Here is an 11405-nt window from a genome sequence, read left to right as displayed (position 1 = left end):
AACACAAACGACTAAAAATAGAAAACCCACATAACTGACCTTAAGATCGTTGATGTGGGTTTCGTTATTTTAGATGAGCATTACCGAGGCTAGCTCTAGGCATACACAGGATTACAGATGAGGAAGCACTTGTTTGCGTCCAACACCCATCAATACCTTTAACTCTCCTTGTGGAGTGTTGATCGAGAACGGCGTTGATACTTCAACCACTGCAAAGCCAGCTGCACTCAATACATTCTCTGAGCGCTGTTGGCTTACACCGTAGTCTTCGCTGTCGTTCTCTAAGTACCAATCCCAGTGTACAAACGTGCCGTCGTTTTCAAGCAGCGTGTAAATCAGACTGACTGTGTCTTGTAGGTTCGGGATAAAACCACACACCGAAGAGGCTACCACTAGGTCAAACTGGTTTCTGAATGCTGGATGCTGCGCTGCAAGCCCGCGCGATAAAAGATCAACAACCGGTTCAACGTTGGGTAACTCTTTCTTATCTAACTCTTCAATCATCCCTTCAGAGATATCAAGTGCGATGATCTCTTTTGCTAAAGGAGATATTTTCTGGCTGAGTAGTCCTGTACCACAACCAAAATCAAGGACACGGGTTCCGTTTAAATCAACGAGCGGTGTTAACTGGTCAAATACGGACTGTGCGAATACTGCGGTCGCGGGATCTTTATCCCAATCAACGGCGTACTCGTCCCATTGTTTCGCCATCATGGCCTCCATCTTTACTTCTTGTAGGTTCGGAACTTCCCCAGAATAAACCAAATTAGTCAATTCGTCATAGAGTTATCATGCAAAGATGGACTATTTCTAAGATAGTCAGCACAATATTCAGATAATATGCACCGACCCACGCTCAATATGGAAATGAAATGAACCTTTCTCAAGTCCAAGCCTTTTGTTCCGTTGCTGATTTAGGATCAGTGTCTGAAGCTGCACGCCAGCTAGAATGCAACCGAACCAAACTCAGCATGTCGATTAAAGCCTTGGAAAAAGAGTTAGATGTCGAGCTGTTCGTACGCAGCGGAAACCACGTTGAACTTTCTGAAGCGGGCAAAGCCATTTACAAAGATTGCGAAGGCTTGTTGGTGACAGCAGCGCGTATTAAACAGACCTGCTTGCATGTTTCAGGTGAATTTAACGCGGAAATTTGGATTGCACGAGATGACTCCCTACCCGATGGAATGTGGCAGGATTTATCTCACGCCTTAAATAACAAGTACCCTTCTACCTCATTCAACTTCGTTCTCGCGTCGAGTGGCGACTTAGCTAACTTGGTTGAAACTCAGCAAGTCGACTTCGCATTTGGCGTCGATTACGAACGTGTCGATGACCCAAGAATTATCTACAATCCACTTGGTAAGATTCGAATGATGTCTGTGTGTAAGAAAGGACATGATCTGAGTGCGATGCGACGAGTATCGGATGAAGTATTGAGAAATTCGATGCAAGCGACCATGGTTTATCTCAATGAGAAGGATAATCCTGAGCTTGAGCCCTTCTCTCGCCGTTATATTGGCTTCTCTAGCTTTGACTTCATGTTGGATACAATTTTGCGTGAAGAGGCGTGGGGCGTAATGCCAGAACCATTGATTCGCCATTTATTGCGTGAACAAGAGCTAGCAGTGATCAAACACACGTACGGCTTAACACAAGAAGACTACTGTATGTTTACCGCGGCAGGTATGGCAGAACACCCTGGTATGAATTGGTTAGCGGATCAGATCAGCGATTACTTGTTTGATTTTTAAAGTGTCAGACAATGTTCTATCTCGACACTTAAAATCATCTAACAAATAGAAAGCCCTCTCTTTAAAAGACCATCACATGATCAACTAAATAGCGTCCGTCTTCTTCAACCAACACCATTTCAGCCACAAACTCGCCTTTCGCAATGGTATACGCTTGCTTCCACACAAAGGCGATAGAATCTGAGCGTCTAAATAGTGCGACCTGCTTTCGTTCAGCAAAAAAGCCATTGCTGTGTTGATAATGGTGACATACCTTTTCTAAATATTCCGGCGTAACAATGTCTTTCATCCTTTGGGTAAAGTCTCGAGAGTGTTGCGCATGATCAACCTTAGTTGAACCGTCCATCAAGTTATCCATGATCGGGTTAGCAATCACCCACAATTCGTTATCACTGATATCGTCAAACTTCATATTGATCCATTCCTTGTCCATTCCAATCCGTGCAGTCTCAGTCTCAGTCTCAGCAGAGTCTAGGAAATCAATGAAACCCTAGCGACTAATGTGTTTTATTAATCATAAACGATCCTATTTCAGTTGCACACCATCCCCAAGAAACACTCAACGTCAATTTTACTGACACCGAAAATTACCAATAAGCGATTGAATAATAACAGCTTGAATATAAAACGAGTTACTAAAATATAAACATCATCAGATAAAGTTTGTAAAGTTAGCTCAATATTAGAACAATGAAGTTATCAAAAACATCTGGAAAATTTTATGTGTGACAGGAAAAGCCAAAACGAAAATCGAGTACTATTGTTCTCAGCCCTTTTAGCATCAGGCTTCGCAGTTGGCGGATTGGTGTTGGGTCTTCTCGTTGGCTCTCTGGTCATAGTATTTGACGGTGTCTATTCTCTTATCAGCTTACTGCTAACTTTATTGTCACTAGCTGCCTCGAAATACATTAATCGCCCATCAGATAGGGAGTTCCCGTTCGGTCGAGCAATCATTGAGCCAATCGTAATCGCGATTAAAGCGATTGTGATTCTGCTTGTGGTCGGTTATTCGCTTTACTCTGCGATTGGTGCTCTGATGACAGGTGGTCGTGAAGTTGATGCTTCTATCGCGACTCTGTTTGGTATTTTCAACGTGTTGGGTTGTGGTTACGCTTGGTGGTACATCGCTAACAAGAGCAAGCGTATTTCTTCAGGTCTGATTCAGGCAGAGTCTAAGCAGTGGCAGATGGATACGCTTTTGAGCGTGGCAGTTACGGCAGGTTTCGTTGTTGCTTGGTTGGTGGCTTACTCTCCGTTTGCTGAATACGCGGTATATGCCGACCCAATGATGATGTTGCTGATGTCTTTCTACTTCATCAAAGTGCCGTTCGACATGTTGCGTGAAGCAATGCGTGAACTACTAATGATGTCGGCAACCAAAGATATTTGTGACGCGGTAGATAAGAATGTTGTCGCGGTAGACAAAGATGCGGACCAAGATTTGGAGCTAATGGGTGTGACTAAAGTTGGTCCTGAATTAAGAATCAATGTTGATATTCATACCAACGACCAACAAGCGATTGCGGTCGATGATATTGAGCGAACGCGCCGCCAGCTTAAGCGACGCCTATCTAAGATGCCTTATGAGCTTCAATTGAATCTCAATGTCGCGAGTTAAGTTTTCCACAGTAAACGAGGACACACCTCACCCGAGAACATAAACTCAGATTAAGAGTGAGATTGAGCCTTTTTAGAAGCCGACGCCTTTGCCGTCAGCTTTTCTCTTGTTACCCACCAGCAAGCGAGTGAACCAACGGTTACCATACAAACGCCCTGCCAAAATGTCATGGTCAATGACAAGCCCAAAATCAACGAAGAGAGTACGGTTGCGAAGATTGGCGTAAAATACGACATGGTTGCAAGAAATACCATATTGCCACCCAGAATTGCCGTATTCCATAGCGCATAGCCTGCGCCCATACAAGCGCCAGCTAACGCTAAATCAATCGCCGCACTCGTTGTCATTACCATGCCTGTTTCATCACTCAATGCGTATTTGATCCACAGAGTGATTGCCGTAGCGATAAAGAAAAGCACAATCGCATTTTGTCCTTTAGCAACGCGCTGGGTGTAGTTGCAGTAAACAGCCCAAATAATCGCACCAAAAAACGCCATAGAATAGGTTTTAGGATTAGTCGCAATGTTGGCAGCAATTTGATCAACAGATAGACCTTGGTCACCACTGATGCTCCAAGCCACACCGAAGAATGCCAAAAAGATACTTGGATAAACCAACCAGTTAATCTTCTTGTCGCTCAGCAACACCGCAAACAACACCGTCAGTGCCGGCCACAGGTAGTTGATTACTGCCATCTCTATCGCTTGATGTCGGCTATTCGCCATTCCCAAAGCCAGAGCCAAGAAGATCTCATAACAAACGAACAAGGCACCGCCAATCAGCAGGTAAGACTTAGAAAAACGTGACAGCTTTGGTAACCCCATAACACAGACCAACAACAGCGCACTCACCGTGTAAAGGCTGGCCGCGCCACCAATTGGACCTAGCTGTTCTGAGACACTACGAGACAGAGCAATCAAACAGCTCCATAATAAAATGGCGATAATACCGTAGCAGCTATAACGATGAGATTTCAGCACGCCTCTTCCTTTATCTGTTTTGATGGTCACTCTATGGTAAAACCAAGTTCAAAATAATTGGCCGAGTACATTTTCGTACTCGGCCATCAACACTTTGTTTACAAAGCATCTATCAATTTTCAAAGCACCAATCAATTAACGAAGCATCAATCAATTAACGAAGCATCAATCAACTTACGAATCTACGAATCATCAATCAATTTGCAAAGCATTGGTCAATTAACGAAATCAACCGATTATGATTGCGTACTCGCTAGTAGCAGTCAGTTGTTAACTATTAACTATTAACTATTAACTATTAACTATTAACTATTAACTATTAACTAAGCCAACAGCAGAGCTTGCAAGTCAGCCAGAGACTTCACTTGATAGTGAGGGTTGATGCCTGCTGGCGTTGCCTTTTCTTGACTGTTTAACCAGCAAGTTTCAATGCCAAAATCGAGTCCGCCTAGAATATCTGAATGTGGGTTATCCCCGACCATCAATATTCTTTGTTTCGATGGCAATCCAACCAGCTTATGCGCATATTCAAAAATCTCGGCATCCGGTTTTGCTACCCCAACCTCTTCAGAAATAATCACGTGATCAAAGTAATCCGTCATTCCTGTGCGCTCTAAACGGATTGACTGCAACTCTGTAAAACCGTTAGTGATGATGCCCATGTTCACTTTGCCTTTTAAAGACTCCACCAACTCTTGTGCACCCGGTAATAAAGAACAGATGTCCGCCATCGCCGTTAAAAATGCACTGTTTAAAGCAGCAGTTGTTGTCTCTAGTTTCTCAGCCCAGCTTTCGAAGCGCGTATGTTTCAGTTGGTCTGCGGTAATGCGACCATCTTGGTAATCGACCCAAAGTGGTAAGTTAACCTTTTGATAAGCCGAATAATCTTGCTCGCTGAAATCCACACCAAAGCGAGAAAACATCAGCTTCATTCCTTGATAAGCATCAAAATGGAACAAGGTTTCATCTGCATCAAAGAATATCCAATCGTACTTCATTTTATTTCCTATTATTCGCGCTGTTGAGCAGTGCATGCACTGTTTTTGTCGTTGTTTTTATCGTTGCCTCAAAGGGCGGAGCATCACTTTACCCTCAATTTTGTGAGCCTGTATATAAATCTAATAATTTATAGAAAACAAGCCACAAGTCATGATGTATCGCAAATTTTGCCACATATTAAACCAATACCATACAAGAAATACACTTAGGTACCGGGAGGTACTATGAAGCACTTTTTACCGTCATCTGTCATGCTCACCCCTTTTCTTGTCAAATACTATGACGAGGAGCCAGAAGACACGCTTGATTCTGAAGAGTCACAAGAACCTCAAATTGAATGCAGTGATGACTCAGATAAAAAGTCGACACAAGCCTAACTAGAGCAGCTTTCAATGAAAAACCTTACTTTTCATTGTTATAGAGCACCATTTTGCTCTTAGTTGAATCAATTTATCACTATCCATTACTGACAAAGAACACAGCCAAAATCCATGAAAACGATTGCTATATGAGCCCTATCACAACGACTAGCCACAAAGTGGTAGTTCGGAATCAAAGTTGTTCCAGATCAATGGTCGACCACTTGAATGCCGACAACATGTAGGAAATTAAAAATCATAATTAACGGAGTTTTCCAATGTCTACTGCATTTTACATCCCTACAATCAACTTCATGGGTACTGGCTGTTTGAAAGATGCTGCTGATAGCATCCAATCTCAAGGATTCAAAAAAGGTCTGATCGTTACGGATAAGATCCTGAATCAAATTGGCGTAGTTAAGCAGGTACAAGATCTTCTTAGCCAACGCGGCGTAGACGCAGTTATATTCGACGGTACTCAACCAAACCCAACCATTACTAACGTGAACGATGGCCTTGAATTACTGACTGACAACAATTGTGATTTTGTTGTTTCTCTAGGTGGCGGTTCTCCACATGACTGTGCAAAAGGTATCGCTCTGGTTGCTTCTAACGGCGGCAAGATTGCTGATTACGAAGGCGTAGACCAATCTGAAAAGCCAATGATGCCATTGATCGCTATCAACACCACGGCTGGTACTGCATCTGAAATGACACGTTTCTGCATCATTACTGACGAAGCTCGTCACATTAAGATGGCTATTGTGGATAAGCACACAACACCACTAATCTCAGTAAACGATCCTGAGTTGATGCTTGCTAAACCTGCATCATTAACTGCTGCAACAGGCATGGACGCGTTAACGCACGCAATCGAAGCTTATGTTTCTATCGCAGCAACGCCAATTACAGACGCTGTAGCAATTAAAGCAATCGAGCTTGTGCAAGCACACCTAAGAACAGCGGTAGCGCACGGCGAAGACATTGAAGCTCGTGAGCAAATGGCTTACGCACAGTTCATGGCGGGTATGGCTTTCAACAACGCTTCACTAGGTTACGTTCACGCAATGGCGCACCAACTAGGCGGTTTCTACGACCTTCCTCACGGTGTATGTAACGCTATCTTGCTTCCACACGTTCAACGCTACAACGCACAAGTTTGTCCTGAGCGTCTGCGTGATGTGGCAAAAGCAATGGGTGTGAATGTTGAAGGTATGACAGCAGAGCAAGGCGCAGAAGCAGCAATCAACGCGATTGTTCAACTTGCAAACGACGTGAACATCCCAACAGGTATCGCGCAACTTGGTGCGAAGCTAGAAGATATCCCAACGCTGTCTGACAATGCACTGAAAGATGCTTGTGGTTTCACTAACCCTAAACAAGCGACACACGAAGAGATTTCAGCAATCTTCGAAGCGGCAATGTAATCTAAATACAAGTCACTTTTTATAGCTAACACAAACGGGCTCAACTCTGAGCCCGTTTTCTCTTTTCTGTCCCATGCCTTTCAAATCTTTTCCTTTTCTACTAGCCACTAAACACTAATCACTAATCACTAATCACTAATCACGAAAAAGTCGCATTGTTGCAATCGCTTAGTTATAGTTAAACTATTGATATATAGAATGACAAACAGGTTCCATTGAGCCGTAAGATAGCTAGCACCTCATTATTAGCATCACTTCTTGCATACTCCGCTCAAGCAGAGGAGCAAAATGAGTGCCACAGTCAGCCGTTAGAAGACGCCCCTGTCGAAAAGGCTTACCATTTCCTGAACAGTAAATTTTGCCAACCCGCTCTGTGGTTTGACAGTTTTTTTGTTGATGACCGCATTACCGAAGATGCCAGAGCTGGCACGTCCGTCCGTTGGTATAACGATTTTATTTACTCGGAAGGTGGCGAGGTCGACTACTCAACAAAACTCAAGGCGCGTCTGCATCTTCCCTTTGTGAGTAAACGCCTAAAGTTGATCTACGAGTCTGTCAGCGATGAAGAGTTCTTGGATTTTTTTCCGAATGATTCAGATGAATTGGACAGTGCGTTAGGTCTGCGTTACGACGCTTATGCCAAAGGTTACAGCAGCTTCAATATTAAGGCGACATTACGACCGCGTATTGAAGCTCGCTATCGTTTTACCTACCCTCTCACAACCGATGTGGTATTCAGACTTACCCAGCGGGTATATCAAGAAAAACAAGAAACTGGCGAGATCACTGACGTCGATTTTGATCTTTCTTTAAGTGATGATTTCTTAGCTCGATGGTCAAGCTTTGCAGGGTACAACGACGATCTCAAAGGTTGGAACTATGGTACGGGATTAACCTTGTATCACTACCTTGCCCAAGACCAAGCACTTCAATATAGCGCTACAATTAATGCAACGGATGAGCCTCATAATCATTACGAATACGCTCAGGTTTCGGTTACCTACCGACAAAACGTATGGAAAGAGTGGCTGTTCTACGAACTCATCCCTCGTTATCAATGGGAACGAGAACCCTATGAGAAACATACCGAAGAAGCCAACATCACCCTTCGGCTTGAAGTCCTGTTCAACAATGTGTAGCTCAATAATGTGTAGCTCTATAATGTTGAGTTCAACAACGTATAGTTCAACAGTATCTAGCTCACCAACGCCTAGTTAGTGTTTGAGATATAAGCATCGAGAGATAAGAACAGAGGCACAAAAAAAGCACATCATGCGATGTGCTTTTTCAGTTCAATCAAGGCGTAGACTGCAACCTTAACCTTTGTAATTTCTTACTCGCGCCGCTTCTGCTTCACGTTTATCGACAACCGTCTTACCGATTGGCGCCAGCGAGATAACCGCGAGCTTAAGGTGTTGAATCGCGAACGGAATACCGATGATGGTAATGAAACACGCCACAGCTGACATGATGTGACCGATTGCTAGCCAGATACCCGCAAATAAGAACCAAATCACGTTACCAATCACGCCTAGCGGGCTCGTACCGATGTCCATTTCATTGGTAAGCTCGTCACGCGAAATCGCTTCCTGACCAAATGGGAAGAATGAGAAGTTACCCATAACAAAACACGCTCTACCCCATGGAATACCAACGATGGTAAGGAATGCGAGCAGTCCGAAGAACCACCAAGCTAGTCCCATAAATACGCCACCGAACAGAAACCAAATGATGTTTCCTATTGTTTTCATTCTGTATTCTCCAAATCTTGTAATACTGTTTATTTCATATGCCGAGTAAGGCAATACTTGTTCTAATAGGTTCATTATTGTTGAACCTTTATGAACCGTTTATGAATCACTTACATTTTATGTGATTGATACACACCACGAAACGCCAAATCCACATAGGGCTCATCGATTTTATTTGATACCATGCTCTTAGATTTTTAGTACCACAAAGCTAAACAGCTACAATAGCTACAACAACTAATTGAAGGCCGAATTTATGAACAACACTGAGCAACCTAAAAAGAAAATGAAAAACTGGGTGCCAATCGTCTTCTTCGGACTTCTCAGCACAGTCCCAGTGTTCATGTTCTTAGTCGACGTGTACATCAACCAGTATATGTAACAGAGCCGGACATCCTAGCTATATAAATGGATATAAGAACCCTTTCCTGTATCCATTTCAGTTCCAATTAGATCAGTTCTTCTTCAGTCAGCTCTTCTGTAATCAACTCAACTCTTCCGTGATTAAATCAGCTCTTCGTTAATCAAATCAGCTCTTCGCTAATAAAATCTAGAATGTCTATCAGCTCATGATCAGGCAAATTTAGTAAGTTATCCCCTACATACCATTCAATCTTACATTGGTTTGGCAACTCACTGATCGCTGGGTTTCCTATCCAAATCTTGTGTTTCTTCGCTATGTTATCTCTCACAATAATGCCGTCTTCATAGCTCACAGGTAAATATAGGTGAAGCATGTTGACCTGCGGTTGCTGCGGATTAACAGTGAACTGAGGATAGTCTAATAAGATTTGGTAGATCTGTTTTGTTCGCTCAAACAGTGATGGCATCAACTCTAATCGCTCATCAAACTGCATTGCAGCTGAAACCACATAAGGCGTTCGGTGATAAACATTGCCGCCTTGACGCTTCATCCACGCAGATGCTTTCGCCACAAAGGCTTTATCACCCAGTAACAGTGAACCACCGAGACCGTTCAGCCCCTTATAAAGCGAAACATAGGCACTATCAAAACCCTTGGCAATTTCGCTGTATGGTTTTTGGTAATACGCGCCGCATTCCCACAAACGCGCACCATCCATATGAAGGTGAATTGATTGTTCTTTGCAGTACTGCTTGATCGCTTCAAGCTCATCCCATTCTGGTAATTGGCCGCCGATTTCACGCATCGGTAATTCATATAGAGCGGCTGCAATCTCATCAGGCCACGCCTTTAAGTCATCAACATTCCAAGTACGAAATACGTTGCCGACTGGAAGTACGTTGAAGCGGTTTTGGAGCTGATACCCTTGGCGTTCATGACGCATAATATGACTCGATTCATGCATCGCCACTACTGGGTTTCTTTTCTCTTGGCACGCAATTTCTAATGCTGTTGGTTGATTCATGGTGCCAGTAATCACAAATACAGCCGCTTCATAACCTAGCAGTTCCGCGACTTTGTTTTCGAAGCTCTCGATAAACTCACCATCGCCGTAGCTATCATGGCTCACATTATGTGCCTCACACCATTCAGCCATCTGAGCGAATGTTTGTGCTGGAGTCGGTTCTAGGTGACCGGAAAGCAACAAATCACATTGTTGACGCAAGTCCATGCTCATAGTTTTTCCTTTATTCATTATCGTTCTATGTAGGGTTATTGGATTATTTACGTTACCCACCAACGGTGACATAAAATGCCCATATTCGCTTTTACTATTCGTGAATAATTAGTTTTACTCAGTCATCGGCGGCTTGTACCGGAAATACTCAAATTGACGGATGTTTTATATAATTAAGTACCTAAAAACACACGCATCTAAATAGATAAGTATGGGCTAATTCGTTGTTGTTCAACCATTCTTCTATTATTGTATATCTATAATTCCAATAAATATTATTCGTTAATGGACAAAGAGGGCTATATGTCGAAAAATCGAGTCTTGGTGCTATTCGCCCACCCTTCTCAGCATCGCTCTGAAGCTAACAAACCCTTATTTGAACAAGCCAAACGCATTAACGGGGTTACCTGTGTCGACCTCTATGCTGAGTACCCAACCTTCAAGATCAATATCGACCGTGAACAGAAACGCCTGTTGGACCATGACATCATCATTTTTCAGTTCCCACTATATTGGTACTCAACACCCGCGATTCTTAAAGAATGGCAAGACCTTGTTCTCGAGTACGGTTTTGCTTATGGCACCGACGGTAATGAACTGCAAGGTAAAAGCTTGTTATGCAGTATCACCGCTGGTGGCAAGAAAGATGCTTATCAAACTGATGGCTATAACCACTTCACCATACGTGAACTGCTTCACCCAATCGAACAAACGGCATCTTTGTGCGGTATGAACTACTTGGCTCCATTGGCTTTGTTTGGTTCACGTACTGCGTTGGAAGAAGGCCGAATTCAAGATCACGTAAACAGCTATAAAACGCTTTTAGAGGCTTTTGTTGCGGGCGAAGTCGACCTTAAAAAGGCAAGCAAGGCTGAAAAGCTAAACCATTACGTTGATGAACTGATGAGCAGAGGTTAAA

The 11405-nt window shown here is 43.2% G+C and carries 13 protein-coding genes; 7 read left to right on the top strand and 6 right to left on the bottom strand.

Annotated elements, in window-relative coordinates:
- Positions 1 to 111: 111 nt before the first annotated feature.
- Complete coding sequence (locus L3V36_RS06850) at positions 112 to 711, bottom strand: methyltransferase (RefSeq protein ID WP_004730240.1); 600 nt, start codon at positions 709 to 711, stop codon at positions 112 to 114.
- 161 nt (positions 712 to 872) lie between these two features.
- Between L3V36_RS06850 and L3V36_RS06845 the strand changes: the two genes are divergently transcribed.
- Positions 873 to 1751 carry a LysR family transcriptional regulator gene (locus L3V36_RS06845; RefSeq protein ID WP_004730238.1) on the top strand — a complete coding sequence of 293 codons (879 nt, stop codon included), beginning with the start codon at positions 873 to 875 and terminating at the stop codon, positions 1749 to 1751.
- Positions 1752 to 1812: 61 nt separating this feature from the next.
- Here L3V36_RS06845 and L3V36_RS06840 read toward each other — a convergent pair whose 3' ends face one another.
- Positions 1813 to 2163 carry a hypothetical protein gene (locus L3V36_RS06840; protein WP_017094953.1) on the bottom strand — a complete coding sequence of 117 codons (351 nt, stop codon included), beginning with the start codon at positions 2161 to 2163 and terminating at the stop codon, positions 1813 to 1815.
- Between the two features lie 309 nt (positions 2164 to 2472).
- Here L3V36_RS06840 and L3V36_RS06835 point away from each other — a divergent pair, with 309 nt between their 5' ends.
- Positions 2473 to 3369 carry a cation diffusion facilitator family transporter gene (locus L3V36_RS06835; RefSeq protein WP_017094954.1) on the top strand — a complete coding sequence of 299 codons (897 nt, stop codon included), beginning with the start codon at positions 2473 to 2475 and terminating at the stop codon, positions 3367 to 3369.
- Positions 3370 to 3419: 50 nt separating this feature from the next.
- On the opposite strand, the gene yddG is transcribed toward L3V36_RS06835, so the two are convergent.
- A complete protein-coding gene (gene yddG / locus L3V36_RS06830) occupies positions 3420 to 4349 on the bottom strand; it encodes an aromatic amino acid DMT transporter YddG (protein WP_017094955.1) in 930 nt (309 codons plus the stop codon).
- A 323-nt stretch (positions 4350 to 4672) separates the two neighbouring features.
- Complete coding sequence (gene yjjG / locus L3V36_RS06825; RefSeq protein ID WP_004730231.1) at positions 4673 to 5347, bottom strand: pyrimidine 5'-nucleotidase; 675 nt, start codon at positions 5345 to 5347, stop codon at positions 4673 to 4675.
- 225 nt (positions 5348 to 5572) lie between these two features.
- On the opposite strand from yjjG, the gene L3V36_RS06820 reads away from it, so the two are divergent.
- The 3 genes from L3V36_RS06820 to L3V36_RS06810 all read left to right on the top strand — a co-directional run bounded on the left by L3V36_RS06820 (position 5573) and on the right by L3V36_RS06810 (position 8273).
- Entirely contained in the window at positions 5573 to 5725 is a 153-nt protein-coding gene (locus tag L3V36_RS06820) for a hypothetical protein (protein WP_004730229.1), read from the top strand.
- A 260-nt stretch (positions 5726 to 5985) separates the two neighbouring features.
- Complete coding sequence (gene yiaY, locus L3V36_RS06815) at positions 5986 to 7134, top strand: L-threonine dehydrogenase (protein ID WP_004730228.1); 1149 nt, start codon at positions 5986 to 5988, stop codon at positions 7132 to 7134.
- Positions 7135 to 7349: 215 nt separating this feature from the next.
- On the top strand, positions 7350 to 8273 hold the full coding sequence (locus L3V36_RS06810; protein WP_076646044.1) for a hypothetical protein: 924 nt from the start codon (positions 7350 to 7352) through the stop codon (positions 8271 to 8273).
- A gap of 177 nt (positions 8274 to 8450) precedes the next feature.
- Here the strand turns inward: L3V36_RS06810 and L3V36_RS06805 are convergent, their stop codons facing one another.
- The gene (locus L3V36_RS06805; RefSeq protein ID WP_004730224.1) at positions 8451 to 8885 is read right to left on the bottom strand and encodes a YccF domain-containing protein; all 435 of its coding nucleotides are present in this window, start codon (positions 8883 to 8885) and stop codon (positions 8451 to 8453) included.
- Between the two features lie 256 nt (positions 8886 to 9141).
- On the opposite strand from L3V36_RS06805, the gene L3V36_RS23865 reads away from it, so the two are divergent.
- The gene (locus L3V36_RS23865) at positions 9142 to 9267 is read left to right on the top strand and encodes a hypothetical protein (RefSeq protein WP_017060906.1); all 126 of its coding nucleotides are present in this window, start codon (positions 9142 to 9144) and stop codon (positions 9265 to 9267) included.
- Positions 9268 to 9409: 142 nt separating this feature from the next.
- Here the strand turns inward: L3V36_RS23865 and L3V36_RS06800 are convergent, their stop codons facing one another.
- The gene (locus L3V36_RS06800) at positions 9410 to 10486 is read right to left on the bottom strand and encodes a beta-eliminating lyase-related protein (RefSeq protein ID WP_004730223.1); all 1077 of its coding nucleotides are present in this window, start codon (positions 10484 to 10486) and stop codon (positions 9410 to 9412) included.
- Positions 10487 to 10789: 303 nt separating this feature from the next.
- Here L3V36_RS06800 and L3V36_RS06795 point away from each other — a divergent pair, with 303 nt between their 5' ends.
- A complete protein-coding gene (locus tag L3V36_RS06795) occupies positions 10790 to 11404 on the top strand; it encodes an NAD(P)H-dependent oxidoreductase (RefSeq protein WP_017060908.1) in 615 nt (204 codons plus the stop codon).
- Position 11405 lies beyond the last annotated feature (1 nt).

Origin of the sequence: Vibrio sp. G-C-1 (assembly GCF_021728015.1) — a bacterium.
Classification (GTDB): Bacteria; Pseudomonadota; Gammaproteobacteria; order Enterobacterales; family Vibrionaceae; genus Vibrio; species Vibrio splendidus.
The sequence above is the reverse complement of the archived record's forward strand: the minus strand, read 5'-3'. Positions and strand labels throughout refer to the sequence as shown.

What these genes read in the sequence shown, in the direction of transcription:
- L3V36_RS06850 (WP_004730240.1), bottom strand. Translation starts at nt 711, where the DNA reads ATGGCGAAACAATGGGACGAGTACGCCGTTGATTGGGATAAAGATCCC.
- L3V36_RS06845 (WP_004730238.1), top strand. Translation starts at nt 873, where the DNA reads ATGAACCTTTCTCAAGTCCAAGCCTTTTGTTCCGTTGCTGATTTAGGA.
- L3V36_RS06840 (WP_017094953.1), bottom strand. Translation starts at nt 2,163, where the DNA reads ATGAAGTTTGACGATATCAGTGATAACGAATTGTGGGTGATTGCTAAC.
- L3V36_RS06835 (WP_017094954.1), top strand. Translation starts at nt 2,473, where the DNA reads ATGTGTGACAGGAAAAGCCAAAACGAAAATCGAGTACTATTGTTCTCA.
- yjjG (WP_004730231.1), bottom strand. Translation starts at nt 5,347, where the DNA reads ATGAAGTACGATTGGATATTCTTTGATGCAGATGAAACCTTGTTCCAT.
- L3V36_RS06820 (WP_004730229.1), top strand. Translation starts at nt 5,573, where the DNA reads ATGAAGCACTTTTTACCGTCATCTGTCATGCTCACCCCTTTTCTTGTC.
- yiaY (WP_004730228.1), top strand. Translation starts at nt 5,986, where the DNA reads ATGTCTACTGCATTTTACATCCCTACAATCAACTTCATGGGTACTGGC.
- L3V36_RS06805 (WP_004730224.1), bottom strand. Translation starts at nt 8,885, where the DNA reads ATGAAAACAATAGGAAACATCATTTGGTTTCTGTTCGGTGGCGTATTT.
- L3V36_RS23865 (WP_017060906.1), top strand. Translation starts at nt 9,142, where the DNA reads ATGAACAACACTGAGCAACCTAAAAAGAAAATGAAAAACTGGGTGCCA.
- L3V36_RS06800 (WP_004730223.1), bottom strand. Translation starts at nt 10,486, where the DNA reads ATGAGCATGGACTTGCGTCAACAATGTGATTTGTTGCTTTCCGGTCAC.
- L3V36_RS06795 (WP_017060908.1), top strand. Translation starts at nt 10,790, where the DNA reads ATGTCGAAAAATCGAGTCTTGGTGCTATTCGCCCACCCTTCTCAGCAT.